Annotated in this window: 27 protein-coding genes, 1 tRNA gene and 2 pseudogenes; 20 read left to right on the forward strand and 10 right to left on the reverse strand. The window is 50.5% G+C overall.

Annotated features, from left to right (window positions below; all coding sequences use genetic code 11):
• Positions 1 to 41 precede the first annotated feature (41 nt).
• A complete protein-coding gene (locus tag WC959_04820) occupies positions 42 to 1,808 on the reverse strand; it encodes an ATP-binding cassette domain-containing protein (GenBank protein MFA5688453.1) in 1,767 nt (588 codons plus the stop codon).
• A 464-nt stretch (positions 1,809 to 2,272) separates the two neighbouring features.
• Between WC959_04820 and WC959_04825 the strand changes: the two genes are divergently transcribed.
• The 3 genes from WC959_04825 to WC959_04835 all read left to right on the forward strand — a co-directional run bounded on the left by WC959_04825 (position 2,273) and on the right by WC959_04835 (position 4,449).
• The gene (locus tag WC959_04825; GenBank protein ID MFA5688454.1) at positions 2,273 to 2,809 is read left to right on the forward strand and encodes a class I SAM-dependent methyltransferase; all 537 of its coding nucleotides are present in this window, start codon (positions 2,273 to 2,275) and stop codon (positions 2,807 to 2,809) included.
• A gap of 118 nt (positions 2,810 to 2,927) precedes the next feature.
• Entirely contained in the window at positions 2,928 to 3,536 is a 609-nt protein-coding gene (thrH, locus tag WC959_04830; GenBank protein MFA5688455.1) for a bifunctional phosphoserine phosphatase/homoserine phosphotransferase ThrH, read from the forward strand.
• A gap of 49 nt (positions 3,537 to 3,585) precedes the next feature.
• A complete protein-coding gene (locus tag WC959_04835) occupies positions 3,586 to 4,449 on the forward strand; it encodes a PTS sugar transporter subunit IIA (GenBank protein ID MFA5688456.1) in 864 nt (287 codons plus the stop codon).
• 37 nt (positions 4,450 to 4,486) lie between these two features.
• Here WC959_04835 and WC959_04840 read toward each other — a convergent pair whose 3' ends face one another.
• On the reverse strand, positions 4,487 to 4,627 hold the full coding sequence (locus WC959_04840; GenBank protein ID MFA5688457.1) for a hypothetical protein: 141 nt from the start codon (positions 4,625 to 4,627) through the stop codon (positions 4,487 to 4,489).
• Positions 4,628 to 4,738: 111 nt separating this feature from the next.
• On the opposite strand from WC959_04840, the gene galE reads away from it, so the two are divergent.
• The 4 genes and pseudogenes from galE (at position 4,739) to tnpA (ending at position 7,987) form a co-directional block, all read left to right on the forward strand.
• The gene (gene galE, locus WC959_04845; protein ID MFA5688458.1) at positions 4,739 to 5,710 is read left to right on the forward strand and encodes a UDP-glucose 4-epimerase GalE; all 972 of its coding nucleotides are present in this window, start codon (positions 4,739 to 4,741) and stop codon (positions 5,708 to 5,710) included.
• A 74-nt stretch (positions 5,711 to 5,784) separates the two neighbouring features.
• Complete coding sequence (locus WC959_04850) at positions 5,785 to 6,543, forward strand: molybdopterin-binding protein (GenBank protein MFA5688459.1); 759 nt, start codon at positions 5,785 to 5,787, stop codon at positions 6,541 to 6,543.
• Positions 6,544 to 6,736: 193 nt separating this feature from the next.
• The gene (locus WC959_04855; protein MFA5688460.1) at positions 6,737 to 7,420 is read left to right on the forward strand and encodes an IS1595 family transposase; all 684 of its coding nucleotides are present in this window, start codon (positions 6,737 to 6,739) and stop codon (positions 7,418 to 7,420) included.
• A 183-nt stretch (positions 7,421 to 7,603) separates the two neighbouring features.
• Positions 7,604 to 7,987 (forward strand): annotated as a pseudogene (gene tnpA / locus WC959_04860) (IS200/IS605 family transposase).
• Between the two features lie 307 nt (positions 7,988 to 8,294).
• Here tnpA and WC959_04865 read toward each other — a convergent pair.
• Positions 8,295 to 8,367: transfer RNA gene (locus WC959_04865), tRNA-Ala, on the reverse strand.
• A gap of 104 nt (positions 8,368 to 8,471) precedes the next feature.
• On the opposite strand from WC959_04865, the gene WC959_04870 reads away from it, so the two are divergent.
• The 13 genes from WC959_04870 (at position 8,472) to WC959_04930 (ending at position 20,529) form a co-directional block, all read left to right on the forward strand.
• Positions 8,472 to 9,002, forward strand: coding sequence for a tRNA (cytidine(34)-2'-O)-methyltransferase (locus WC959_04870; GenBank protein ID MFA5688461.1), 531 nt, complete (start codon positions 8,472 to 8,474; stop codon positions 9,000 to 9,002).
• 66 nt (positions 9,003 to 9,068) lie between these two features.
• On the forward strand, positions 9,069 to 10,055 hold the full coding sequence (locus WC959_04875; GenBank protein ID MFA5688462.1) for a MoxR family ATPase: 987 nt from the start codon (positions 9,069 to 9,071) through the stop codon (positions 10,053 to 10,055).
• Between the two features lie 47 nt (positions 10,056 to 10,102).
• Positions 10,103 to 10,456, forward strand: coding sequence for a four helix bundle protein (locus tag WC959_04880; protein MFA5688463.1), 354 nt, complete (start codon positions 10,103 to 10,105; stop codon positions 10,454 to 10,456).
• Positions 10,456 to 11,379 carry a DUF58 domain-containing protein gene (locus tag WC959_04885; GenBank protein MFA5688464.1) on the forward strand — a complete coding sequence of 308 codons (924 nt, stop codon included), beginning with the start codon at positions 10,456 to 10,458 and terminating at the stop codon, positions 11,377 to 11,379. The genes WC959_04880 and WC959_04885 overlap by 1 nt, the downstream gene beginning before the upstream one ends.
• A gap of 51 nt (positions 11,380 to 11,430) precedes the next feature.
• A complete protein-coding gene (locus WC959_04890) occupies positions 11,431 to 11,880 on the forward strand; it encodes a GxxExxY protein (GenBank protein MFA5688465.1) in 450 nt (149 codons plus the stop codon).
• A 3-nt stretch (positions 11,881 to 11,883) separates the two neighbouring features.
• Positions 11,884 to 12,852, forward strand: a complete 969-nt coding sequence (locus WC959_04895) for a hypothetical protein (protein MFA5688466.1) — start codon at positions 11,884 to 11,886, stop codon at positions 12,850 to 12,852.
• Complete coding sequence (locus WC959_04900; protein MFA5688467.1) at positions 12,849 to 13,820, forward strand: VWA domain-containing protein; 972 nt, start codon at positions 12,849 to 12,851, stop codon at positions 13,818 to 13,820. Before WC959_04895 ends, WC959_04900 begins: the two co-directional genes overlap by 4 nt.
• A complete protein-coding gene (locus WC959_04905) occupies positions 13,817 to 15,646 on the forward strand; it encodes a VWA domain-containing protein (GenBank protein MFA5688468.1) in 1,830 nt (609 codons plus the stop codon). The genes WC959_04900 and WC959_04905 overlap by 4 nt, the downstream gene beginning before the upstream one ends.
• Positions 15,643 to 16,161 carry a hypothetical protein gene (locus WC959_04910; protein MFA5688469.1) on the forward strand — a complete coding sequence of 173 codons (519 nt, stop codon included), beginning with the start codon at positions 15,643 to 15,645 and terminating at the stop codon, positions 16,159 to 16,161. The genes WC959_04905 and WC959_04910 overlap by 4 nt, the downstream gene beginning before the upstream one ends.
• A 4-nt stretch (positions 16,162 to 16,165) precedes the next feature.
• Positions 16,166 to 17,917 carry a BatD family protein gene (locus tag WC959_04915; GenBank protein MFA5688470.1) on the forward strand — a complete coding sequence of 584 codons (1,752 nt, stop codon included), beginning with the start codon at positions 16,166 to 16,168 and terminating at the stop codon, positions 17,915 to 17,917.
• Between the two features lie 56 nt (positions 17,918 to 17,973).
• Complete coding sequence (locus WC959_04920) at positions 17,974 to 18,192, forward strand: hypothetical protein (protein ID MFA5688471.1); 219 nt, start codon at positions 17,974 to 17,976, stop codon at positions 18,190 to 18,192.
• Between the two features lie 146 nt (positions 18,193 to 18,338).
• Complete coding sequence (locus tag WC959_04925) at positions 18,339 to 19,553, forward strand: helix-turn-helix domain-containing protein (GenBank protein ID MFA5688472.1); 1,215 nt, start codon at positions 18,339 to 18,341, stop codon at positions 19,551 to 19,553.
• Between the two features lie 73 nt (positions 19,554 to 19,626).
• Positions 19,627 to 20,529, forward strand: coding sequence for a hypothetical protein (locus WC959_04930; protein ID MFA5688473.1), 903 nt, complete (start codon positions 19,627 to 19,629; stop codon positions 20,527 to 20,529).
• 3 nt (positions 20,530 to 20,532) lie between these two features.
• On the opposite strand, the pseudogene WC959_04935 reads toward WC959_04930, so the two are convergent.
• From WC959_04935 to pth, 7 genes and pseudogenes are all read right to left on the reverse strand, one after another.
• Positions 20,533 to 21,215 (reverse strand): annotated as a pseudogene (locus WC959_04935) (IS1595 family transposase).
• Between the two features lie 837 nt (positions 21,216 to 22,052).
• Entirely contained in the window at positions 22,053 to 23,408 is a 1,356-nt protein-coding gene (gene dnaB / locus WC959_04940) for a replicative DNA helicase (GenBank protein MFA5688474.1), read from the reverse strand.
• Positions 23,408 to 23,857: a 50S ribosomal protein L9 gene (gene rplI / locus WC959_04945; protein MFA5688475.1), complete on the reverse strand. Its 450-nt coding sequence runs from the start codon at positions 23,855 to 23,857 to the stop codon at positions 23,408 to 23,410. Before rplI ends, dnaB begins: the two co-directional genes overlap by 1 nt.
• Before the next feature lie 18 nt (positions 23,858 to 23,875).
• A complete protein-coding gene (gene rpsR / locus WC959_04950) occupies positions 23,876 to 24,073 on the reverse strand; it encodes a 30S ribosomal protein S18 (GenBank protein MFA5688476.1) in 198 nt (65 codons plus the stop codon).
• 17 nt (positions 24,074 to 24,090) lie between these two features.
• Positions 24,091 to 24,507, reverse strand: coding sequence for a single-stranded DNA-binding protein (locus tag WC959_04955; protein ID MFA5688477.1), 417 nt, complete (start codon positions 24,505 to 24,507; stop codon positions 24,091 to 24,093).
• A gap of 3 nt (positions 24,508 to 24,510) precedes the next feature.
• Positions 24,511 to 24,816, reverse strand: coding sequence for a 30S ribosomal protein S6 (gene rpsF / locus WC959_04960; GenBank protein ID MFA5688478.1), 306 nt, complete (start codon positions 24,814 to 24,816; stop codon positions 24,511 to 24,513).
• A 13-nt stretch (positions 24,817 to 24,829) separates the two neighbouring features.
• A complete protein-coding gene (gene pth / locus WC959_04965; GenBank protein MFA5688479.1) occupies positions 24,830 to 25,402 on the reverse strand; it encodes an aminoacyl-tRNA hydrolase in 573 nt (190 codons plus the stop codon).
• Positions 25,403 to 25,412 lie beyond the last annotated feature (10 nt).

The following is a 25,412-nucleotide window of genomic DNA, read 5'->3' on the forward strand; positions in this document are numbered from 1 at the left end:
CTGCACTTCCGATTTTAGATGGATGATTGCCGATTTAGCTTTCAGGTTTCAAACGACTCCAATTCTTCCCAGCGCGCATACGCAGCTTCCAGCTCCGCCGGAACCGCTTCGGCGCGATCGGTTACGGTTTTAATTTCTTCCGGTGGACAACGGTAAAACTCCGGATCGTTTAATTTTTGATGGAGCTCTTCCAGCTCCGCCTCGAGCACTTCAATTTTCGCCGGCAGTTTTTTCAGATCGTCGCGCTCTTTATTCGTCAGCTTGCGCGTGCGCGCCCTGGCAGGCTCAACGGATTGTTGATTTGCGGTTTCAGATTTCAGATTGACGGCCGCACTTCGTTGCGCAACCCAATCGTCATAACCGCCGACGTATTCATTGATCGCGCCGTTTTCGAAAACCAGCGTTCCGGTGACCACGTTGTTGATAAATTCGCGGTCGTGGCTGACGAGCAGAACCGTTCCCTGATAATCCGCCAGCAGTTCCTCAAGCAGATCCAGCGTTTCAACATCCAGATCATTCGTCGGTTCGTCAAGCATCAGTACGTTCGCCGGCTGCGCAAACAGTTTCGCCAGCATCAGCCGGTTGCGCTCGCCGCCGGACAGCGTACTCACCGGCTGGTTCGCGTCCGCCGGAGAAAAAAGAAAATTCCGCAGATAACCGATCACATGCTGCGCGCCGGAACCGGTCTGCACAGATTCATTATCGCCGCACAGATTCCATCGCACGCTTTTCGATTCATCCAGCGCCATCCGGTGCTGGTCGAAATAAGCCACGTCAAGTTTTATTCCATGAATCACCTCGCCGGCGCGCGGCGCAAGCTGACCGAGCAGCACATTCAATAGCGTCGATTTACCGCAGCCGTTCGGACCGATCATTCCAATCCGGTCGCCGCGAAAAATTTCGACGGAAAACCCGTTGATTACATCGCTGCCGTCATAACCGGCGGAAACATGCTTCGCCGTAATCACTTTCCGTCCGGACAGCTCCGCTTCGTTCAGTTGCATCTTTACCGCGCCGGTGCGTTCGCGCCGCCGCGCGCGTTCAACGCGCATTTTTTCCAGCGCGCGTACGCGCCCTTCGTTGCGCGTCCGGCGCGCTTTAATACCTTTGCGAATCCAGATTTCTTCCTGAGCCAGCTTGCGGTCGAACTGCGCCCGTTGCACCTCTTCGGCGTCCAGCAATGCTTCGCGGCGTTTTAAATAGGTTTCATAATCACAGTTCCAGCTCGTCAGTTTTCCGCGATCCAGCTCGATGATACGCGTCGCCAGTTTTTTCAAAAACACGCGGTCATGTGTTACGAACAGCAGTGTGCCGCGCCAGCGCAGCAGAAAATTTTCCAGCCACTGAATTGAGTCAATATCCAGATGATTCGTCGGCTCATCCAGAATCAGCAGTTCCGGCTCATTCACCAGCGCCTTTGCCAGCAGCGCGCGGCGTTTCATCCCGCCGGAGAGCGACGAAAATTCCTGCGCCGTATCCAGATTCATCAGCGAAATAACTTTTTCAACCGGATGATCCGACGCGTGTTCACGATCCCAGCCGCCGGCAACAAGATCGTACACCGTACCGGAAATATTCTGCGGGACCTTTTGCGTCAGCCGGGCAATCCGCGGCGCGCGCGAAAAAATCCGCTCGCCGGAATCCGGCTCCAGTTCACCGCTGATAATTTTCAACAGCGTCGATTTTCCTTCGCCGTTGCGCCCGACCAGACAAATCCGCTCGCCCGGCTCAATCTGCAGTGTCACGCCATCCAGCAATGCCGGTCCGCCGAACGCGATATGAAGATTCTGTAAACTAAGCAATGCCATAAAGCACGCGAATGTACCCTCCGCACCTGTGAAACGAAAGTTTTGTTTTGAATTTCAAGGATGATGAATTTGTGTCACCCGTGGTGACATAAACCGGTTGGACAGATTTATGGTAAAGGCAAAAACACCGGTTTTATAGCTCAGCACAGAATTTATGGAATGTGATCACGGAGTGTGTGGATCTAAACGGCTGGAAAGAAAAAATTCTCCGTTCCCTTTGCGGCCTTTTGATGGAAATCCGCGTTCATCCGTGTGATCTGCGGTTCAATATCTGTCGATACCGGAGTTTTCCGTAACAATCTGCACGGAGCCAAAATATATTTTTTCTTCTGAATTGCGATTCGCTGCAAAAAACAGAAAATACCGGCGTGAATTGTCCACTGTGTAAAAATGATGATTGTTCTGAGTCTGCTGAATTACAGCAGCGTTTATTTTTACACTGCGCGCAGTGTGCTTTGATTTTTGTGCCGGATGAACAGCTGATTTCGCAGGAAGATGAAAAGACACGGTATGATTTTCACCGGAATTCGGTAGCTGATGCCGGTTACCGAAATTTCTTAAACAAATTGTGTACAGCGATGATTGAGCGGATTCCGGCGGACGCAGCTGGTTTGGATTTCGGCTGCGGACCGAAGCCGGGCTTGTCCGTACTGTTTGAAGAATGCGGGTTCCAATGTGAGAATTATGATTTGTATTATATGAACAATCCGTCCGTTTTTGAACGGCAGTATGATTTTCTGACCTGTTCGGAAACAATTGAACATTTCCGGAATCCGCGCGCCGAATTTGAGCAGTTTCTCCGACTGGTGAAACCTGATGGAACAATCGGAATCATGACGCAATTGTATGATGAAACCGCAACATCGTTTGAAGAATGGTTTTATATTCGCGACATCACCCACATCCGCTTTTTTTCCCGCCGTACATTTGAATGGCTGGCAAAATATTATAGACTGACTGCCGAATTTCTGCCGGACGGAATCGTTATTTTTTCAATTTGAGTTTGGCTGGGAATCGCAGTTCACTTTTCAGGATAAAATGGTCGTTTAATTATTTTGCCATAATTAAATAACAATTTAGACTAAGGCGTTTCACATAGCTTTAAGGTGAAGGGATGTTATGCAGATTGTCTGTTTGGATTTAGAAGGAGTACTGGTGCCGGAAATATGGATTAATGTTGCGGAACGCTCCGGAATTGAAGAGCTGCGTGCCACCACGCGCGATATACCGGACTACGATGTACTCATGCAGCAGCGGCTGAAAATTCTTGACGAACACAATCTGACACTTGGCGACATCCAAAATGTGATCGCCGGCATGGTACCGATGTCCGGTGCGAATGACTTCTTGAACAAGCTCCGTGAGAAATTCCAGGTTGTTATACTGTCTGACACATTCTACGAATTCGCCGCGCCGTTCATGCGCCAGCTTGGTCATCCGACACTCTTTTGCCACCGGCTTGAGAGTAATGCCGCCGGAAGAATCATCAACTATCATCTGCGTATGCCGAATCATAAGTGTGCCGCCGTAAAAGCATTTCATCAACTGAACTTTAAAGTTATCGCTGCCGGCGATTCGTATAACGACACCACCATGCTCGCCGCAGCGAACGCCGGAATTCTGTTTTGTCCGCCGCAAAACGTGATCGACGAATTTCCGCAGTTTCCCGTTACCCGTTCATACGATGAACTCTACGCCGCATTTATCAATGCCTCGGAAATAATTTAACCGCCGGCCGCGCGATTTTACGCGGCGGAATTTAATAAGGAGAAAAATCATGGCTGCACCGAAAAAAATAAAAAACGACCGCTACCTCATCAAGCACCTTATTCAGCTTCAGGATTTAATCGCCGCGCGCGCGCAGCAGCAGGCATCCATGCCAACTACCGGCGCGAGTCAGCTCGATAAAAACATTAAAACGCTTACCGACGAACTGCCGCCGGACTTGCGCAGTCACTTTACCCGGCTGATTCAAAAAAATATCGAAGCCTTCGTTCCGATTACCGGCAGCAACTGCTCCGGCTGCGGATACGCGCTCGATAAATCCACCGTGAATCACATTCACGCCGGCGAAGAACTCGCCCGTTGTCCAAACTGTACACGCATCCTTTATTATCCCGATGTTCCGATTACCCGCCGTACACCGCGTCGGCACTGGGGCGATCCGATTAAGCGCGGCATCGAACGCTTCTCGACGCTGGCACTGATGATTCCGTCGCTCCAAGGCAGCACGAAAGAAGATGTTTTGCGTGAAATGAGCGAAAATCTCTGCGAATTCGGCTTCGTCGACAACTGCGATAATCTTTACAACGCCGCTTTGCATCGCGAAGCCATTGTTTCTACCGCCGTAACCTACGGAATGGCGTTTCCGCACGTGCGCGGCGTTGAAGGCGGCGGCTTGAACCTCACGCTCGGCATCAGTAAAAAAGGTGTGAAGTTCGGCGCACCGAAAGATCATCTTACCAAAATATTTTTCTTCATGGTTATTCCCACCGCTGCCAGTGCGTTTTATTTAAAACTGCTCTCGGGCCTTACACAGAGCTTCGCTAAAAAAGAAGCGCGCGATCTTATCATGACGTGCAAAACCAAGGAAGAACTCTGGAAAGCCCTCATCAAAGCAACGCGTAAAACGATTCAATGATCTGTTGCGACGCGGGCTGTGTAGAAGCCCGCCATGTTTATTTACCAACAGGTTTTGTGCCGGTGAATGGACTGGAAAGATAATTTCCGGGGAATTCTTCCTCTGTTTCCGGATCAAATTCCAGCGGCAGGGGCTGCCGAGCAGCAGCCGCCATGTATAAATGGGTGATTTCTTCCACTTATCGCACCGGATATTTCAGTTATGAAAAGCCGGTGAAAAAATCTGCTCTTTGAATCCGTACTCAATCCGCTATCTTACCCTTCTCCATAACTTGAAAAGGAGCTGTACTATGAACGTTCTGGTCGCCGGCGGAGCCGGATATATCGGCAGTGTCACCGCAGAAATGCTCTGCGATGCCGGGCATGATGTTACTGTTTTTGATAATCTTGAGCGCGGACACCGCGGCGCCATCGACCCGCGCGCAAATTTTATTCAGGGCGATCTCCGGAATTCCGGCGATATCGCAACCGCACTCATGCAGGTGAAGCCCGACGCAGTGATTCATTTCGCGGCGTACATCGAAGTCGGTGAATCAATGATCGCACCGCTATCGTTTTTCGAAAACAATGTGACCGGCTCGCTGCATCTGATGAAAGCGATGGTTGCCGCCGGTTGCAAAAAACTGATTTTTTCCTCCACCTGCGCCACCTACGGCACACCGGAAAAAGTTCCGATGGACGAAACACTGCCGCAGCATCCTGAAAGTGTTTACGGAGATTCCAAACTCATCTGCGAAAAAATATTTTCCTGGGCGCGGCAGATCCATGGCGTCGAATGCGTTTTCCTACGCTACTTCAACGCCAGCGGCGCCACCGGAAAATACGGTGAAGATCATCATCCCGAAACACATCTCATCCCGCTTATTCTACAGGTGCCGCTCGGCAAGCGCGAAAAAATCTTTATTTTCGGCGACGACTACGACACGCCGGACGGAACGTGTATTCGCGACTACATTCACATCCGCGATCTTGCGCAGGCGCACATTCTCGCGCTCAAACCCAGAATTTCCGGCGCATTCAATCTCGGCAACGGCGACGGCTATAGCGTCAAAGAGGTCATCGATGTCGCGCGTGAAGTCACCGGCCACGCAATTCCGGCAGAACTCAAACCGCGCCGCGCCGGCGATGCCACACGTTTGATTTCCGATTCTGCTAAAGCTAAAAAAGTCCTCGGCTGGAAACCCGAATACGCCGACCTGCGCTCTATTATCCAAAGTGCGTGGGACTGGCACCGCGCGCATCCGAACGGATATGAACAATAATTTTTGACAGGACTTACTGGATCTGTTCCATCCTGCTGTCCGGTCAAAATTCTGTGTATTCCAGGGTTAAGAAAATGAAATCGGAGATTGAATTAATCACTATCGGCAGCGAACTGCTGAGCGGACGTACACTCAACAGCCATGCACAAACACTCGGCACCGCACTCACCGCTATCGGTCTGTGTCTGATGCGTGACACAACGGTGCCGGACGAAATAAGCAGCATTCAAAGCGCGGTGTGCGACGCATTCCGCCGTACCGACATTGTCATTGTCAGCGGAGGGCTTGGCCCGACGAGCGACGATATCACGCGTGATGCACTCGCCGGAATTTTTAATCGCAACATCGTGATCTCCCCCGAAGCGTGGACGGTATTGCACGAGCGCTTCAAACAGCGTAATCGCACTGTTACGCCGGCGGCGGAACGGCAGGCATTCATTCTTGAAGGCGCAATAACGTTAATTAATTCCGTCGGCGCTGCTCCCGGCGAACGGCTCGAACTGCCCGGCGGGAAAATACTGTTCATTCTGCCGGGGCCGCCGAACGAATTTGCGGCGGTGCTGAATGATCATTTCATTCCCTGGCTGAGAGGAGAGTTTTCCAGTGCCGTTCCGAATGAACTGCGCATATTAACCACGCAGGGTGTCGGTGAATCCGATATTGTCACTCTGCTGGAGTCCGTCGGTTTTGAATGTCCGGCACAGGTGCAGCTCGGTTTTTATCCCGGCTTCGGCAAAGTCGAAATCCGCCTTACCGCGCCGCCGGAACATATCGCAGAACTCGAAAATACCGCACAGGTTTTCCGGAAATTATTTGAGCCGTTTCTCATATAGTACGAATTAATTTGATGCATATTCGGGTAGGGTGCGCAGTCCCTTGCGCGCCGGAATTTGAATGTTCTGTAATAGCGGTGCGCAAGGGACTGCGCGCCCTACCGAAACGATAACAAACCACCTTTATTCATAGTTTAATTTTGGTTCAAGACAAGTTAACTGGGTTGACATAGCCTTAAGATGTTGTCTTGAAATGAGTAATAAATATATTTTTCATTCACGGATTTCGGAGCACGATTTCCGGCGTATTATCCGCTACTTTTCGGTGAATATTGAAGCATCAAAGATTGCTATTCTTACCGGGCTGAGTCGTAACACAATCAACCGGATTAGTTCTGCGGTACGCCGGCGGATCGCTGAATGCTGTGAACTGGACAGTCCGTTTAAATGCGGTGAAGTTGAATTGGATGAAAGCTGTTTCGGTGCCCGGCGTGTCCGAGGAATTCGCGGTCGTGGCGTAAAAGGAAAAACCATCGTGTTTGGACTGATAAAACGAAGAGACCGAGTCTACACTCAGGTTGTTAAGAACTGCTCTGTAAAGAAGTTACTCCCGATTATACAACGGAAAGTGGATACGGAATTGATCGTATATACCGATGGATTTAAAAGTTACGACGGACTGGTGAATTTCGGGTATCGGAAGCATTACAGGATTCATCATAGAAACAATGAATTTACTGTGGGACGAAATCATATTAACGGTATTGAAAACTTCTGGAGTATCGCTAAGGTTCGGCTTTCAAAATTCAGAGGAATTCACAAATCAACGTTTTATCTCCATCTGAAAGAGTGTGAATTCCGATTTAATCATCGTCACGAAAACCTCTATCAGATACTGTTAAAAATGTTCAGAAAACGACCCATTAACTTGTCTTGAACCTAAATTTTTTATCGAAATCTGTCGCAGAACACCCCGAGGCTTGCCACGGGGATGAATGCGTCCGACAGAGGGGGATGTAAGGGGGAGAGCGCAACATCCCCCTTTCCCGACAAGCTCCTTGCGGGATTTTGGTCAGACGATAAACTGTTGTAATGACATTAAAATGAACGAGTCTATAATACAACCTATCATCCGGTGCGGTGTCCGAAATATCGTAAAGATATTTTTCGGGAAGAGTGGCTGAGGGAACGTGCGGAACAGTTATTTCACGCGGCGGCAGAAGACGATGAAATTGAAATCATCGAGATAGAAGTGTCGCAGGATCATGCCCATTTGATGGTTAGTGTTGCTTCCAAACGTGGAATAGGAGAGGTTGTTCGAATATTCAAAAGTGTTGTCGCGAGAGAACTGTTCCGTGAGTTCCCGAGTTTAAAAAAACGACTTTGGAGCGGGGAGCTTTGGGAAGATGGATATTTTGCACGGACGGTTGGAGACCGGATGACGAGTGAGGTGATTCAGAAATACATTCAGCACCACCGTGAGGAAAAACAAGGAGCTACGTAGCTTGGTCTAAAGCTGCGTTAAAGATGCCCCGGGGCTTGCCACGGGGAGGTTCACTTTTGGCTGCTAGTTCATCACGAGTATAGAGTGATCCTACAATCTCACCTTGCCCCCATAAAACTGTCGAATTTTCAAGGGGATCTTTCGGCGAAAGTAGTAAATACCGTTTTTGACACTACAACATTTCATATCAACTACAATTAACACCTTTACTGCCTCCAAAGTGTAGTAAAAGTGTAGCAGTCTGAAAAGTATAACTTATTGAAAATTACATAGTTATCTATGAATCAAGAAGTTATCTCTAATGATCTGGAGGCAAGGGGAGTCGAACCCCTGACCTCTTGAATGCCATTCAAGCGCTCTACCAGCTGAGCTATGCCCCCATCAGGAAAGTACGGGGTTATATATGCAGCGTGCGTGTAAGTCAACGCTTCTTATTATATGAATCTTGCCTTCCGGCACGCCGGCGAATCATACTGCCGGCATCATGAGCAGACCGAGAAATCAGATTTCGTTTTCATGGCCGGCACCGGCACTGAATATTGTCCTGGTAGAGCCGGAAATTCCGCAGAATACCGGTAACATTGCACGCCTGTGTGCCGCGACCGGCACAATACTGCATCTGATTGAACCGCTCGGTTTCAGCCTAACCGACAAAGCGGTGCAGCGCGCCGGACTGGATTACTGGGACGCGGTGGAGGTGCACCGGCACTCAAATCTGGAACGTTTTTCTGCCGCCCTGCCCGGTGCGTGCCGGTTTTATTTCAGTACGTCCGGCACAAAAAATTATACGGAAGCGGAATTCCGGCCCGGTGATTACCTGATATTCGGCAGCGAAGGCCGCGGCCTGCCGCTCGATCTGCTGGCGGATCATCAGGAGTCGGTTTTTAATATCCCGATTCAACTGGATTGCGTCCGTTCGCTGAATCTTTCTAATGCGGCGGCAATCGTGCTGTATGAAGCGCTGCGGCAGTGCGCTCTGCACCGGAAAGAAATTCCGCCGGAGAAAAAAATTTGAACATTTTCTGATTTTAAATAGTCTGTCTGTTTATTCCTATTTTTAAATTTGAAGGAGAATCGCATTATGGCAGGCATTGAGGTGATTAACCAGAAAGTACGTGAAGAAAGCACATTTATTCCGGCACTCAAAGCGGAAATCGGCAAAGTTGTTGTCGGACAGAACGATCTGATTGATCGCCTGATCATCGGCATGCTTTCCAACGGCCATGTTCTGCTCGAGGGCGTACCGGGGCTGGCAAAAACATTAACAGTAAAAACACTTGCCGCCACGCTGAAAACAACCTTTCACCGGATCCAATTCACGCCGGATCTGCTGCCCGCCGACTTAATCGGCACACTGATTTACAATCCGAAAGACGCGGAATTTTTCACCAAAAAAGGCCCGGTGTTTGCGAATATTATTCTTGCCGACGAAATCAACCGCGCACCGGCGAAAGTCCAGAGTGCTCTGCTCGAAGCGATGCAGGAACATCAGATCACCATCGGTGATGAAACATTCCGCCTGCCTGAACCGTTTCTCGTTATGGCCACCGAAAACCCGATCGAACAGGAAGGAACCTATCCGCTGCCTGAAGCACAGGTCGACCGTTTTATGCTCAAGTTGAAAGTCGGTTATCCGTCGCGTGACGAAGAGCGCCGGATCCTCGACCGCATGGCGCGCACCGCAACTGACATTACCGTAAATCCGGTGATTGATCCTGACTCGATTCTGCGTGCGCGCCGCACCGTCGACGAAATTTACATGGATGACAAAATCAAAGAGTACATCCTCAGCATCGTCTTTGCCACGCGCGAGCCGGAAGCCTGCGGACTCGACATCAAAGAATATCTGCGTTACGGCGCCAGTCCGCGCGCCACCATCGCGCTCACCATCGGCGCCAAAGCCTTCGCCTTTCTGCAGGGCCGCGGCTACGTCACGCCGCAGGATGTCAAATCCATCGCGCCGGATATTCTGCGCCATCGTATCATCGTTTCTTATGAAGCCGAGGCCGAAGAACTGACCTCCGAAAACCTCATTGATACAATTCTGAGCGAAATTCCGGTGCCGTAACATTGCCGAACTCCGATTTCCGATTGCCGATTGGAAGTGTTGTGACCATGAATCAGAATGACCTTAAAAAACGAACGAAACAGTTTGCTTTGCGAATCTTGAAGCTGACTGCGGCGCTTCCGCGTTCACCGGAAGCGATTGTACTTCGCAATCAACTGGTACGTTCGGGAACATCCGTTGGTGCAAATTACAGAGCGGTATGTCGTTCCCGTTCAACCGCTGAATTCATTTCAAAACTCGGTGTCGTAATTGAGGAAGCGGATGAGTCCTGTTTCTGGATGGAACTAATGATTGAAAGCGGAATGCTGTCGAAAGAAAAAACTAGTGATTTGCTGAGCGAAGCCAATGAAATTACGGCGATCATGACCGCCGCGCGAAAAACCGCACAGGACAGAGTCTGATGGAAAGAATCGGAAATCGGAAATCGGAAATCGGAAATTCGCCGGCTTCACATCGCGAATTGCTGAAAAAGATACGGCGCATTGAGATCCGAACCCGCCGCGCGGTGAACGATGTGTTCGCCGGACGCTATCACAGCGTATTCAAAGGTCGCGGCATGGAGTTTGATGAAGTTCGCGAATATTGCCCCGGCGATGACATCCGATCAATCGACTGGAACGTCACCGCCCGCACCGGCGTGCCGCATGTTAAAAAATTTGTCGAAGAGCGTGAAATGACAGTCATGCTGATGGTTGATATCAGCGCATCGAACGATTTCGGGAGTACTGCACAACTGAAACGTGATCTTGCCGCTGAAACTGCTGCCATGCTTGCGTTTTCGGCGACGCGCAACAACGACCGCATTGGATTGATTTTATTTTCCGACCGCGTCGAAAAATTTATTCCGGCGCGCAAAGGCACGCCGCACGTTTTGCGAATCATTCGCGAAGTGCTTGATTACGAACCGCAGAATGCCGGCACCGATGCGCGGCCGGCGCTCGACTTTTTAAACCTGACCAATACGCGCAAAACCGTAGCATTTTTGATCAGCGATTTTATCTTCCCGCAATCCTGTGAACGCGAACTGAAAATCACTGCGCGGCATCACGACCTGATTGCCGTCTCGATCGCCGACCGGCACGAACGCGCGTGGCCGCGCACCGGAATTGTTGTATGGAAAAATCCGGAGACCGGAGAACATATTACGGTGGATACGTCCGGCGCCGCCGTCCGGCGCGCACTGCTGCTCGCGCAGGAAGAGCGGAGTGAAACACTGTATCGCGAACTGCGGCGCGCCGGCATGGATGTGGTTGAACTTTTTACCGGTGAACCGTACGACCGGGCCTTCATGAAATTTTTCAGGCAAAGGAGTGCGCGCAGATGAATTGTTTTATTCACCGCGAAAGAACACAAAAAACGCAAAGGAGTGTGATCAATGAACACGACTGACATTATGGCGTTATGTGATCAGATCAGAGAAACCGCTTATGCAATTCATCAATATCACGGAAACGGATATTTAGAAAAAGTGTATGAAAATTCACTGGCTCATCGGCTTAGAAAACTTGGTCTTGATGTTAAACAGCAGCACCGGCTGATAATTTATGATGAAGACGGTTCAGAAATCGGAGAATATTTTGCTGATTTGTTTGTCGAGAGTGTATTAATTGTTGAGTTAAAAGCCTGCCGGATAACAACCGATGAACACAAGGCACAGCTGTTAAATTATCTCAAAGGCGCCCGGATTGCGCATGGCCTTTTGATTAACTTTGGCTCCTTTAAATTTTCCATTCAAAAATTTGTAAAAAGTGATCCGTGCCCATCGTCCATTTTTAAAAATTTTCTCATTCCCTTTTTTGCGTTCCTTGCGCTCCTTCGCGGTTAATGAATGAAACAGTTATTCCCATATTTTATTTTGCTCCTACTCACCGGATGCCGTGAGCAGGCACCGGAATTGCTGCTGGAGGGTTTTACGGCGGATGCAACCATTTCGGCCAACGCCATTCACGCCGGCGACAATGTGGTGCTGACGTTTTCCGCGGTTCATCCGGAGGGCAGCGTTGTCCGTTTCCCGGCGCCGGGGAAAAACCGGGAAATTGTTGTACGCAACCGCGCAACGTCAACGGGAAGCATCACCGCCGGGGTTTTAAAAACGGAAGAGCAGATTCAGTTTACATCATTCCGTTTCGGCAGCTTCCCGGTATTTTCCGGCGCGGCGGTTTGTGTTTTCCCGGACGGCACTGAAACGCGGCTGGAGCTTCCGACGCCGGTGCTGCATGTTGAAAAACTAATAGACCCCGGTGATACAAAACTCTCCGATATTCGCGGCATTGTTAAACCGCCCCTGCGGCTTTCATGGAAACTGCTGGTGCTGCTGTTCGTTGGTATCACCGCCGTCGCCGCCGGAATCATTACACTGTTTCTGCTGCGCAAACCGCAACCCGCTTCCCGCGCTCCCGCCCCGCCGCCGCATACGATTGCGCGTCAGGCGCTGATTTTATTGAAGGCAAAAGAGTGGATTCCGGATCCGTTTTTCACTGAACTTTCATTCATCCTGAGAACATATTTGGAAAACCGTTTCAGCATTCACGCACCGGAATCAACCACCGAAGAGCTCACGCGTATGATGTCGTATGATCACCGCTTAAACCTGCGTGAACAGCAAATACTGCGCGATTTTATGGTCCGGGCCGACCTTGTTAAATTCGCCGCCGCCGGCGCTGAACAAAACGTAATGCAAACCGCGTTCAGTACCGTTGAAAGTTTTGTTGAACAAACAAAAGAAGAAGATTTTTTAACCGCGGATAACGCGGATGAAAAAATAAATCGGAAATCGGAAATCGGAAATCAAAAATGAGATTCGCTTATCCATATTTATTGTTTTTACTTTTGCTGGTTCCACAACTGGTGTGGTTACGGATTCGCCGGCGCGGAGCGGCGGTAAATTTTCCGAACGGCGATTTATTAAAAACGCTGCCGGTGACGGCGGCGGTTCGCATTCTGCCGCTGTGGACAGTTTTGTACGCGGCCGGTTTAATCTGTTTAGTTGTCGCGATTGCGCGTCCGCAGCGCGGCCTGCTTGAAAGCCGCGTGACTACCGAGGGCGTTGATATTGTTCTGCTGCTCGACCTTTCAACATCGATGGAAACACCCGATTTTTCGCGCGCCGGACAGCGGCAGACGCGCATTGATTCGGCGAAACAGGTGATCACCGATTTTATTGCGAAACGCAAAGATGACCGTATCGGCATGGTGACATTTGCCGCGCTGCCCTATTCCGTTGCGCCGCTTACGCTCGACCACAGCTGGCTGATGACGCGGCTGGCCGGCGTGCGCACCGGCATGCTGGAAGACGGCACGGCAATCGGCGACGGAATTGCGTCGGCGGTAAACCGTCTGCGCGACAGCGATGCAAAAAGCCGGATTGTTATTCTGCTGACGGACGGAATGAATAATCGCGGCGAGCTGTCGCCGGAGAATGCGGCATACGCCGCCGCCGCGCTCGGCATCAAAATTTATACGATTGGTGTGGGCGGCGGAATGCCGGTGCGGCAGGGCTTTTTTTCCTCCGCTGTTCAGGAGATCGACGAGGAGGTTTTAACACGCGTTGCCGAAATCAGCGGCGGGGAATTCTTCCGTGTGAAAGATTTGAAGACGCTCACCGGCGTTTATGACCGCATCGACAAACTTGAAAAAACAGAGATGGAAATGCAGCAGTTTACGCGTTTCGAGGAGATTGCCGGCGGCTGGCTGCTGGCGGCGCTGACGTTGTTAACGGTTGAAAAAGCAGTTTCACTTTCACGCTTCGGGAGGCTGCCAGAATGAAATTCGGCGCACCTGAATTTTTAAAATGGCTTCTGCTGATCCTGCCCCTGGCAGCTCTCTTCATAATGCTGCACCACCGGCGCGCGGCACGGCTGGCGCAATTAATTGCCGCCGGCAGCTGGCGCAAGGTAATCGCCGGTTTTTCAACCGGGCGTGGCGCGCGGCGGACAGCATTACGAACCGCAGCGCTGTTCTTCGTTCTGCTCGCGCTCACGCGTCCGCAGTGGGGCACGCGCTGGGAGGAGGTAAAGCACCGCGGACTTGATATTATCATCGTACTCGATACATCACGCAGTATGCTCGCTGAAGATATTAAGCCCAACCGGCTGCAGCAGGCGAAGTGGGCGGTGCGCGATTTTGCACGCAAACTGAACGGCGACCGCGTCGGACTGGTCGCCTTTGCCGGCGGCAGCTTTCTGCAATGTCCGGTCACGGTGGATTACGCCGCATTCACGATGATGCTGAACGATCTTTACGCCGGAATTATCCCGCGCGGCGGCACCGCCATTGAACAGGCGCTGCGTACCGCGATTAACAATTTTGACGAACAGTCCAGCGCCGACCGCGTGATCATTCTGATCACCGACGGCGAAGATCACGAAGGCGATCCGCTGCGCGTTGCGGAGGAGTTGCGCCGGAAAAATATCAAACTGTTTTCTGTCGGCGTCGGCACGCCGGACGGCGGACTGATTCCGGCAGAAGAAGGGTATGTGAAAAACACGCAGGGACTCGTTGTAAAAAGTTCGCTGAACGAGGCGCTGCTTGAAAAACTCGCGTCCGGCTCCGGCGGTTTTTATGTGCGTTCCGCCCCCGGCGATTTCGGACTGGATCGAATTTATAAGTTCGGTATCGCCGGACTTCAGCGCGACGAACAGGAAACGCGCATGGCGAAAGTGTATGAAGAGCGGTTCATGTGGTTTGCCGCCGCCGCTCTGCTCCTGTTAACTGCTGAAGGGTTGTCGCTGCTGCGCTCGCCGAAAGCGCTGGTGCTGATTCTACTGTGTTTTGCACCGCGCACCGATGCCGCCAGCTGGACAAAAGAATTCCGGCGCGGAGAGTACACCAATGCGCTTGAAATGTTGACCGGCGAAGAAGCGAAACCGGCGGATGTGAGAGAATATAATCGCGGTGTGATATTATATCGCATGGACGATTTCTCCGCCGCCGAAAAAGCGTTCGCTAATGCCACCGCACAGGCAACCGGCGAAAAACTCCGGCAGCGCGCGCTGTATAATCGCGGCACGGCGCTGTTCCGGTCGGCACACGCGGTGCAAAGCGATCCGGAAAAACCGGCGGCGCCATTTGATCTCGCAGCGCAGGCGGCGGCGCAGTTCGAAGAGGCGCTGCTGTTAAACCCCGATGACGAACCGGCGAAAAAAAATCTGGAACGCAGTGTGATGTTTATCATTGCCGGCCGGATTCACTCAGCGCGTACGCTGATTCAGTCGGCGGATGAGCTGCTTAAAGAATTTCAGGCCAAATCGGCGCAGACAAATTACAGCAGCGCCAAAAACCTGCTGACGCCGGTGCTGGCCGATTTTTCGCCGGAAAATCCGGATGCCACGCGACTGCTGCAACACGCCGAAGAGCGGCTGGCATTTCTTGCGCTGTCGGTTGATTTAACGAAACAGGAAATGGCCGCCGCGAAACAATTTATTGATGAATACAACTATAAAGAAGCCGCCGATATTATGCTGGACGATAAACCGCAGCGCCGGCTGGCGTTTGATCTGGATGAAAAACTCGCGCAGGAATTTTCGCAGCTCATTCAAAATAATATGAATGTAATCCATATTGTTTATCCTGATAATCCGCTGAAGCCATGAAACGTAAAATTTCCATTTTAATACTGGCGGCCGCCTTGAATTCCGGCGCAGAAACCGCGGACGAGTGGTTCAATAAAACTGCGCGCGAATATATCTACAGCCACACCGCAGAAGCGAGTAATCTGGTTTATCAGGCACTGGCAGATTATCCCGGTGATGAAAAGCTGTTAAAATTAAAAGAGCTGATCGAACAGCAGCAGGAACAGCAACAGCAAAATCAGGACCAGCAGAATAACGAGAATCAAAACGATCAGTCAGATTCGTCCGATCGGACTGATCAGCAACAAGATCAATCAGGTCAAGAAGAACAGCAGAAAGAAGAAAACTCTCAGGAACATGAAGAGCCGGCGGAACAGAATCCGGCAAAAGAGCAACCGGCAGAACGTCAGCCCGGTGAAATGAGTGAAGAGGAAGCGATGCAGCTCCTCGACGCGATGAAACAGAATGAACAGGACCGGCGCGCCAATCTGCACCCTTATCTCGGACCGCCGGTGCGTGTTGAAAAGGATTGGTGAGGAGATGCTATTGAAGAGTTACGACTGCCGCTTGCTGGTTTTAATTTCTGCCCTGGCGCTCAATGCGTTCTGCTTTGACGCGGTGATGAAAATTCAACCGCCGGTGATCGGGTTGAATGAGCAGGCGCAACTGACGATTGAAGTCCGCCAGGCAAATAACGCTCAGCCGCCGGCGATCCCGGATGTTCCGGGATTAAAGATTAATTTCAGCGGACAGCAGACGCACATGAACTGGATCAACGGGAAATCAGACAATTTTGTTTCGTTCAACTACACAGTTTATCCGCAACAAACCGGCGCGTTTCAGATCGGCCCGTTCGAGTATAAAACCGGACGGGAAAGTAAAATGCTGCAAGGTGAAATACGCGTGGTCAGTAATGCCGGCAGCGCACAGCAAAGCGAAAGCTGGAGCGATTATCTTTTTGCGCGCATCTCCGTCGACCGTGCGACGGCATACATCCAGGAGCCGTATGAACTGACGCTTGAAATTTATACGCGTCCCGAAATTCAGCTCACCGGAAATATTAATCTGGCTGGCGATCACATCGCTGGACTGGCGTGGCAGCAGGCCGGCGAAACCAGAGAAGTGTTTCACAATACCGTTTTTAACGTTCGGCGGTTTCGCGCCGGTACGCGCGCGATCAGTTCCGGTACAATTCAATATGCGCCGGTGATTACGGTTCAGGTGGCGGTGCAAAATCAGAACCGCCGGCAGAACCGTGATCCGTTCGCCGGATTTTTTTCTGATCCGTTTTTCCACGGCACTGAAACGCGGCCGGTTGACATTCCGGCGGAACCGGCGGTGATTGAAATCAAACCGCTGCCGGCCGACCGTCCCGACGGCTTTACCGGCGGCGTCGGACAGTTTGTATTTCAGACCGACGCCCAGCCGCGTGAAGTGCATCCCGGTGATCCGGTTACACTGACGATGAAAATCACGGGACGCGGAAATTTTGACCGCATTACTGCGCCGGCGCTGCCCGCCGAAGCACCGTTTCGCATGTACGGCGAACCCTCTAAAAAACAGGATGAAACCGGCGTTCTGTTTGAACAGGTCATTTCGCCGCGCGATGCAAATGTTACTGAAATTCCGGCGCTTACCTTTTCATTTTTCGACACGCAAACGGGCGAATATACCGTGCTTCACAGCGCACCGATCCCGCTCACGGTAAACGCAAGCGAAAATTCCACCGCGCAGCTTTTCGCCACAAAAGAAATCATCATCCAGCCGGCACCGGATACGCCGTTTGCAACGGAAAGTGATTTGCAAAAAATTGAAGCGTTTGTCACGAAACTGTGGAACACGGTCCGTCCGTGGCTGTGGACACTTCCGGCGGCGGCCGGGCTGTGGCTGATTCTTTTCGTCGCGCGCAAAATTTATTTCCACCGCAAAAAAGATATCGCGCGCGCGCGCCGGCAGAAAGCGCCGAAAGCGGCGCGGCGCGCACTGCGCGCGGCTGACTACGCGCGGCGGCGCAACGACAGCAAAGCATTTTATGATTCGCTGTGGAACGCCCTCGCCGATTATTTCGGCAACCGTTTGAATCTGCCGCCGGGCGATGTTACTGCCGATATTGTACTGCGCTCGCTCGAACAGGAAAATTTCAGTGCAGAATCTGTTGCAGAACTGCGGATAATTTTTGACAGGGTAGAGATCAGCCGTTATGGAATCGACGCCGCTAAAACCCCGGAGGAGATGAAAGCGGTACAACGGTCCCTTGAACAGATTTTAAAACACTGTGAAAAAAGGTTATGATTGCGGTTTTCACTCTTGGAAAACCGGTGCAAGAAAGAATAGAGTATATTTTTAGTATGAATTTTTCGAATAACAATAATTTTAAAAGTACGGCGTGGCTGTGGTGGATCGCTTTCATCTCCATCGCCGTTGGCGTTGCTGCATTTTTTGCACTCGAACCGTTTAATTATAAGAGCAACATTGAAAACATCCGTATTGCACTCGGTATGGTATTCGGAATTTGTATCCCCGGTATTTGTATCATTATCGGTACGTCCCGGAAGTGGTTTGATTAAAACCCGCCGGCTGATTCCGCAGTGCGGATCGTTATTAACAAATAAGCGCAGTATCATTTGTGTAAAATATTTATAGACCGGTATTGCTGATTTATGAATTAATTTCTATAAATCTCTATATTTTCATGAAACCGGATCGTCCAATTTTGCCTGCCCGTGTCCTGCAGCGCATTCGCCAAAGCTATCGCAGTTCATACCCGCTGGATGTGCTTGAGGTGACTGCCGCCGGGTGCTGCCCGACGGAAACCAAGCCGCTGGATCTGCCGGCACTCGACAGCGCACGCGCACATGCGCTCTCCGAAGCTGTGCGCTGGGGTGAACCCTATACATTTTTCCTGCTGCCGAATGTAATCAGCTGGATCATTCCGGTGGTGAAAGATAATGAAATTCTCGGCGGTCTGCTCGGCGGCGCGGTCATGCCGGATGATGATCCGTATGAACGGCTTGAAAGCGTCAATCACCTCGCGAGCGCCGGCTGTTCACGTGAAGCAGCCGAACAGTTTATGAAGTCGCTGCCGGTCTGGACAAACCGCGATCAACCGCAAAAAGCGGCCGAATTTTTGTTTGCGCTCACCTGCTGTGAAGTGAAGTGGGATATGATGCTGCTCAGTGAAAACCGGAAAAAAGCGTTGCGGCAGCGGCAGATTGCCGAAGAAATTCACCGGCGGAAACAGGGACCGGCAAACCGCACACTGATTGATGATGAGCGCCGTCTCCTTTCGCTAATGAAGGCCGGCGATCAAAAAGGCGCACGACGCGAACTGAACAAAACACTCGGCGCACTGTTTTCACACACGGCCGACAATCTTCTGCTTAAAGCACATGTAATTGAAATGATGGGGTATCTGGTTCGCAGTGCACTTGAAGACAGTCCGCACATGAGTCCGCTGATTGAAAAAAATCATGCCTGGATGAAAAATGTTATCGATGCCGAAGATTTCGAACAGCTTTCCGACGTCGTTGCCGATGCCCTTGACGATTTTATGCGTAATATTTATCTGCAAGGACACCGCAGTGTAAATGAAACCGTCGCGCGGATTCTCAATTATCTCGGCGATAACTTTCATGAAAACATCACGCTCGAGGCTGTTGCTAACGAAGTATCGCTGAGCACATTCCGCATTGCGCATCTCGTTAAAGAATCCACCGGCAAAACTGTTTTACAGCACGTTCATCAACTGCGCATTCGCGAAGCGCAGCGATTGCTCGAACAAAGTGATTTAAGCTGCACCAATATCGCCTATGAGGCCGGCTTTGGCGACCAAAGTTATTTCATCAAACAATTCCGCAAACAGCTCGGCATCACCCCTGCTAAATACCGCCGCCTCTATCATTCACAAAAAAGTCAGCCGGAAGAATAATTTTATTCCGCTAAAAACTTCTCCGGTTCTTTTTATTTTTTCCGCCGACGGAAAATGGTTTATTACCTGACACATGAAATACCGGCCAAAACATATTGCTGAATATATCGCAGTGCGGGCAGCGCTGGCGGTGATCAATATCTTGCCATTGCGCGCGGCGCTGGCATTGGGCTGGCTGGCAAGCGTACTCTTTTTTTATGTTTTCCGGTTCCGTACCGCTAAAGCAGTGGCACGGCTGGAAGAGGTTTTCGGCGATCGTTTTTCGCCGCGTGAACGCCGGCGGATTGCGCGGCTCTCGTTCCGCAATCTCTGTTTTAACGCCGTTGAATCGGCGCGGTTTTATAAATTAACACCCAAAAAATTAAAACGCATGCCGTTCTATCAAAGCATCGAAGACTTTCACCGGGAGCATAAAAACAGCGGCCCGCTCATTCTGGTTACGGCGCACATGGGAAATTGGGATCTTGCCGGAGTCGGATGCAGACTGGCCGGTATGCCGATTTTTTCCATTGCGCGCCGGCAGAAGAATCCGCTGACGGATAAGCTGCTGAATAACATGCGCAATGCCACCGGCATGGAGGTGATTCTGAATGATTCGCGTGTGCTCCAGAATGTGGTACGCAAACTGAAAGCCGGCGGCGTGCTGGCGATTCTGCCGGATGTCCGCTCACAAACCGAGGCATTGACAATTGATTTCCTCGGCGGCAAAGCCAACCTCGGCGCCGGTGCGGCGCTGTTTGCACAACTGGCCAACTGCCCGGTTTATACAGCGATTCTCATCCGTCATGGCTGGACAAGACATGAAGCCAAAGTATTCGATCCGATCACTCCCGATCCCGCGCTTGACCGCCATGCAGACCGGCAGCGCATTATGCAGACTGTAATGACCCATATTACCGAAGAGGTTTTTAAACACCCTGAGCAGTATTTCTGGTTTAACAAGCGCTGGGTAATGGATCCGTTTACGAAAAAATAAGGTTCAAGACAAGTTAATGGGACGCTTTCTGAACATTTTTAACAGTATCTGATAGAGGTCTTCGTGATGATGATTCAATCGGAATTCACACTCTTTCAGATGGAGATAAAACGTTGATTTGTGAATCCCTCTGAATTTTGAAAGCCGGACCTTAGCAAGACTCCAGAAGTTTTCAATACCGTTGATATGATTGCGTCCGGCAGCAAATTCATTCTCCCCATGATGAATCCTGTAATGCTTCCGGTAACCGAAATTTACCAGGCCATCGTAACTTTTAAATCCATCGGTATATACGATCGATTCTGTATCAACTTTCTGTTGTATAATAGGAAGTAACTCCTTTACAGAACAGTTTTTAACAACCTGAGTGCAGACCCGGTCTTTTCGTTTGATCAATCCAAACACAATGGTTTTTCCTTTTGCGCCACGACCGCGAATTCCTCGTACACGCCGGGCACCGAAACAGCTTTCATCCAATTCGAATTCACCGCATTTAAAGGGCTTTCCAGCTCACCGCATTCAGCGACCCGCTGGCGTACCGCAGAAATAATCCGGTTGATTATGTTGCGACTCAACCCGGTAAGAACGGCCATCTTGGATGCTTCAATATCCACCGAGAAGCAGCGGATAATCCGCCGGAAATCGTGCTCCGAAATCCGTGAATGGAAAATATATTTATTACTCATTTCAAGACAACATCTTAAGGGCTATATCAACCCTGTTAACCTGTCTTGAACCTTTTTATTTTCCGGGTTAACTTCCATAAAATATCCCATAATCCGGTCAAAAAGAAAGCCGATCGAAAGTCATCAATCGGCAACCGGCTGAAATGCACCGGGCTCCGCTAGAGCATTTTAAATTAATGTATAGCCGCAAAAATGCGCAAAAATCGCAAAATAATTATGGGCCGAATGATTGATAAACCGCAGAGCGCACTGAGAACTTTTCAACTCTCAACTGTAAACTGAAAACCCTGAACACGGAACGCGGCGAGGGCGCCGCGTCTACTATACTCTGCCTCTCTGCTAATCCCTAATGCCTGATGCTTGCTGCACAACTTCCGTGTGTGTTGTGTATCCCGTGGTTTAAATATCTGCGTTCATCTACGTTATCCGCGGATTTCCCAAGGCAGGCAAAGGTGCCTGCGATACATTACACTTTTGTGTGTTTTTGTGTTTTTTGTGGCTATAGTTTTTCTTAATACGCTCTAATGCGGAGCAATGGAGTGCAGTTTAAAAAGGCCCGGATCCGGCGGCTCATTTCTGAACCCTGTTAAACAAGGTGGGCGCCCTCAGAATAAAGGCGGAATACGCCAGTACCGTCCTGAGCGCCCTAAGTATTTCGCTATCGGATCAGAAAATTATTGCCGATCCGGACGGGCTGAATTGTTTAAAGAACATCGTGAAAACCTCATGTTTCACGGTTTTTATATTAAGGGTTTTCTATGATGAAAGTCAAGCCGCAGTTTACAAAACTCTGTGAAGCAACGTAAAAATGGTTGCATTAGGCGGCCGCAATGATTTTTACACCGACTTTATGCGGTCTTCAAAGCGGGTGATGTCACCAAAGAAGTTCATTTCAACTTCACCGGTAGGTCCGTTACGGTGCTTGGCGATATCAACAACAGCGAGGTTTTCGTCTTCACAGCTTTTGTCGTAATATCTGGGGCGGCGCAATAAAAGTACAACATCAGCATCCTGCTCAATGGCGCCGGAATCGCGTAAATCGGATAAACGCGGCTTGTTATCGCGTCCGCTCTGTTCCGGCGCACGGCTGAGCTGGCTGAGGATGAGCACCGGCACATTCAATTCTTTTGCCATGGCCTTGATGCCATTTGAAATAGAAGCGGTTTCCTGCTGACGTCCATCGCGCGCGCGGCGTTTGTCATGCAGCAGCTGAAGATAATCAATCACGATTAAGTCTATGCCGTAAACTCGTTTCATGCGGCGTGCACGCGCGCGCAAATCCATGATATCAAGTCCGGCGGAATCATCGACCACAATGGGTGCTTTCCCCAGTTTATCTGCGGAAGAACCAAGCCGCGCACAATCTTCAGCAGAATGATAATCTTTCCACGCCGGCACACGGGCGTGACTGAAGAGCATACGCCGGACCAGCTGCTCCTGCGACATTTCAAGACTGAATACGCCGACGGCGTATTTGCCGCCGCCATCCGGTTTATCCGCCATTGCTGCACGTTCGGCAATGTTCATAGCCAGTGAAGTTTTTCCCATAGACGGACGCGCGGCAAGTACGATCATATCGGTGTTGTGCAGCCCTCGCAGCTGTTTGTCCAAATCAATGTATCCGGTGGGAACACCATCGGACATGCTGATGCCGTCAATAATTTTGCCGGCAATGTTGCGAACGGTTTCTGGCCAGTTTTCTTTAGAAACTCCTTGGGTGTCGTTCAGTTCGAAAAAGTCCTGCTCAACACGCGCAAGCAGTTCTTCGACACTTTCGTCGTCGGTTAACGAAAAGCTGCGGTCAATAGTCTCGGTAGCCTTCGAAATGATTTTCCGGAGCAGATGTTTCTGCTTAACAAATTCAAGGTAAAATTCGGCGTGAGCGGCGGTCGGCGTACTGTCAAGCAATCCTTCAAGAAATGCATAGCCGCCGACAACATCAAGTTTTCCAGAAGTTTTAAGGCTTTCGCCGGCTGTAAGGAGGTCGATGGCCTGCGCGGCCTGATACATATCACTGATATGCTCAAATATCAGCCGGTGCGCAGGAATATAGAATGAATCGGCGGAAACAGACTTCATCGAACAAAGTTCGATGACACGAACAGGATCAATCAGAATAGAACCGAGAACACCGCGTTCAGCCTCCTCGCTATAGGGCGGAAGACGGCGCCCGCTCTGATCGATCAGGCCCATTATTCCTCAACGATCCAGACCTTTACTGCCGTTTTGACTTCAGGATGCAGTTCAATATCTACGTCATATACGCCGAGTTCGTGTAACGGGGCAGCTAGTTTAATCTGATTTTTATCAAGCTTAAGGCCCTGCTCTGTGATTTTTTCTACAATCTGCACAGCACCGACGGAACCGAAGAGTTTACCGCTCTCCGTTGTTTTGACAGTGATGGTACAGGAAATATTTTCAAATTTTTTCGCCAGTTCTTCGGCAGCAAATTTTTCTTTGCGCAGCATTTCAAGACGTTCCGCACGCTTCTTTTCGATCTGCCGTTTTTTGCCTTCCGTTACCGCAGCCGCTTTGCCTTTCGGGAAAAGATAGTTGCGCGCATAGCCGTCCGCTACGCGAACCACATCACCTTCGATTCCGAGCCCCGGAACCGCATCCATTAATAAAACTTCAACAGCCATTTCTGTTTTCTCCTAAAATTAGCGTAAAAAACCCATCACGCGTGCCTGACGGATCGCCCGTTTAATCTGACGCTGCTGCCTGGAACTGATACCGTTGTAACGCCGCGGCAGAATTTTGCCGCGATCAGTCATAAACTTACGCAGCATCTCTGCGTCTTTGTAGTCGATTTCAGTAACGCCTTCGAGAGGCTTTTTATCATCTTTTTCGTATGCCATACTGTAACCTTTCCTTATTAAAAGGGGATATCATCATCGTCTGCCGCGCCATCCTGCGGCGGCATCATATTCTGCGGAGCGTCAGCCATCTCGGCGGATTTACGCGGCGAGCCGAGAAACTGCACACGATCCGCACGCACCCTCAACTTACTGCGTTTTTCGCCCTGCTGATTTTCCCACTGGTCGAGTTTTAAACGGCCCTCAATAAAAACCGGTGAACCTTTGCGCAGATATTCGGCGCAGGTTTCTGCCTGACGCGCCCACACCTCAACATCTACAAACACAGTGCTTTCCACCGTTTCACCGGCTTTGTTTTTATAGCTTTCATTCACTGCCATGCCGAGCTCGCCGACGGCAGTACCGGACGGCGTATAACGCACCTCGGGATCGCGGGTCAGATTGCCCATTAGAAAAACTCGATTCAGCGTCGACATAATTTACGCCTCCTGCGCGACGGCTTCATCCTTTTTCATAAATTGCGCACGGAACACATCGCTGACCAGTTTCAAGCGGTATTTAAATGCACTGATCTGTTCGCCGTCTAGACGAAACATGATCACCACATAGATACCGGCTTTCGTTTTATGCATCGGGCGCGCAAACGAACGTTTACCTAAACGGGTTGTGCTTCCCAGCGTACCGCCAAGCTTTTCAAGCTCAACCTTTACGAGGTCGATCGACTGGTCAAGCTGCTCTTCTTCCAATGTTTCCGGGAAAATAAAAAGTCCCTCATACAGTGTCATCAATGTTTTCTCCTTACTCCTGTCCTCTGTTAAAATAATTCATCGCCGGTTCAATCCCTGCGCAGCAAACCATTTCAACAGCATCTGCCGCGCGCCGGATTGTTTCACTCAGTCCTGCCCACTCCTCTTCTGAGAATACGCCAAGGACATAATCCGAAAGCGGCATATTATCAGGTTTCTTTCCGATGCCAACCCGAATTCTATTGAAAGCATTGCCATCGAGGGCGTCGATTACTGACTGCACCCCGTTGTGCTTTCCTGCCGAACCCTGCGCACGAATACGCAACTGGCCGAAGCCGAGTGCCACATCATCAAAAACTACAATCAAATCATCTGTTCCGCATTTTTCTCGGCGAAGAAATGATGCGACAGCAGCACCACTCCGGTTCATATAAGTTTGCGGTTTTATCAGCCGCACCGGCGCAGCATCAATTCTGCCTTTGGCAATCAGTGCCGGTATCCGCCAGCTCCGGCGAAACCGGATGCTCATGCGCTGTGCGAGCTCATCAAGAACCAGAAATCCAATGTTGTGGCGGGTGTTTTCATAGCCCAGCCCCGGATTGCCGAGCCCGGCGATAATCTTCATTCAGGAACTC

This window comes from Kiritimatiellales bacterium (assembly GCA_041656295.1).
In the GTDB taxonomy this organism is placed as follows: domain Bacteria; phylum Verrucomicrobiota; class Kiritimatiellia; order Kiritimatiellales; family Tichowtungiaceae; genus Tichowtungia.

What these genes read in the sequence shown, in the direction of transcription:
- WC959_04930 (MFA5688473.1), top strand. Translation starts at nt 19,627, where the DNA reads ATGAAATACCGGCCAAAACATATTGCTGAATATATCGCAGTGCGGGCA.
- rplI (MFA5688475.1), bottom strand. Translation starts at nt 23,857, where the DNA reads ATGGCTGTTGAAGTTTTATTAATGGATGCGGTTCCGGGGCTCGGAATC.
- WC959_04820 (MFA5688453.1), bottom strand. Translation starts at nt 1,808, where the DNA reads ATGGCATTGCTTAGTTTACAGAATCTTCATATCGCGTTCGGCGGACCG.
- WC959_04915 (MFA5688470.1), top strand. Translation starts at nt 16,166, where the DNA reads ATGCTATTGAAGAGTTACGACTGCCGCTTGCTGGTTTTAATTTCTGCC.
- WC959_04850 (MFA5688459.1), top strand. Translation starts at nt 5,785, where the DNA reads ATGAAATCGGAGATTGAATTAATCACTATCGGCAGCGAACTGCTGAGC.
- WC959_04875 (MFA5688462.1), top strand. Translation starts at nt 9,069, where the DNA reads ATGGCAGGCATTGAGGTGATTAACCAGAAAGTACGTGAAGAAAGCACA.
- WC959_04890 (MFA5688465.1), top strand. Translation starts at nt 11,431, where the DNA reads ATGAACACGACTGACATTATGGCGTTATGTGATCAGATCAGAGAAACC.
- WC959_04870 (MFA5688461.1), top strand. Translation starts at nt 8,472, where the DNA reads ATGAGCAGACCGAGAAATCAGATTTCGTTTTCATGGCCGGCACCGGCA.
- rpsF (MFA5688478.1), bottom strand. Translation starts at nt 24,816, where the DNA reads ATGACACTGTATGAGGGACTTTTTATTTTCCCGGAAACATTGGAAGAA.
- pth (MFA5688479.1), bottom strand. Translation starts at nt 25,402, where the DNA reads ATGAAGATTATCGCCGGGCTCGGCAATCCGGGGCTGGGCTATGAAAAC.
- WC959_04835 (MFA5688456.1), top strand. Translation starts at nt 3,586, where the DNA reads ATGGCTGCACCGAAAAAAATAAAAAACGACCGCTACCTCATCAAGCAC.
- WC959_04900 (MFA5688467.1), top strand. Translation starts at nt 12,849, where the DNA reads ATGAGATTCGCTTATCCATATTTATTGTTTTTACTTTTGCTGGTTCCA.
- WC959_04910 (MFA5688469.1), top strand. Translation starts at nt 15,643, where the DNA reads ATGAAACGTAAAATTTCCATTTTAATACTGGCGGCCGCCTTGAATTCC.
- WC959_04905 (MFA5688468.1), top strand. Translation starts at nt 13,817, where the DNA reads ATGAAATTCGGCGCACCTGAATTTTTAAAATGGCTTCTGCTGATCCTG.
- WC959_04885 (MFA5688464.1), top strand. Translation starts at nt 10,456, where the DNA reads ATGGAAAGAATCGGAAATCGGAAATCGGAAATCGGAAATTCGCCGGCT.
- galE (MFA5688458.1), top strand. Translation starts at nt 4,739, where the DNA reads ATGAACGTTCTGGTCGCCGGCGGAGCCGGATATATCGGCAGTGTCACC.
- WC959_04880 (MFA5688463.1), top strand. Translation starts at nt 10,103, where the DNA reads ATGAATCAGAATGACCTTAAAAAACGAACGAAACAGTTTGCTTTGCGA.
- dnaB (MFA5688474.1), bottom strand. Translation starts at nt 23,408, where the DNA reads ATGGGCCTGATCGATCAGAGCGGGCGCCGTCTTCCGCCCTATAGCGAG.
- WC959_04855 (MFA5688460.1), top strand. Translation starts at nt 6,737, where the DNA reads ATGAGTAATAAATATATTTTTCATTCACGGATTTCGGAGCACGATTTC.
- rpsR (MFA5688476.1), bottom strand. Translation starts at nt 24,073, where the DNA reads ATGGCATACGAAAAAGATGATAAAAAGCCTCTCGAAGGCGTTACTGAA.
- WC959_04920 (MFA5688471.1), top strand. Translation starts at nt 17,974, where the DNA reads ATGAATTTTTCGAATAACAATAATTTTAAAAGTACGGCGTGGCTGTGG.
- thrH (MFA5688455.1), top strand. Translation starts at nt 2,928, where the DNA reads ATGCAGATTGTCTGTTTGGATTTAGAAGGAGTACTGGTGCCGGAAATA.
- WC959_04955 (MFA5688477.1), bottom strand. Translation starts at nt 24,507, where the DNA reads ATGTCGACGCTGAATCGAGTTTTTCTAATGGGCAATCTGACCCGCGAT.
- WC959_04895 (MFA5688466.1), top strand. Translation starts at nt 11,884, where the DNA reads ATGAAACAGTTATTCCCATATTTTATTTTGCTCCTACTCACCGGATGC.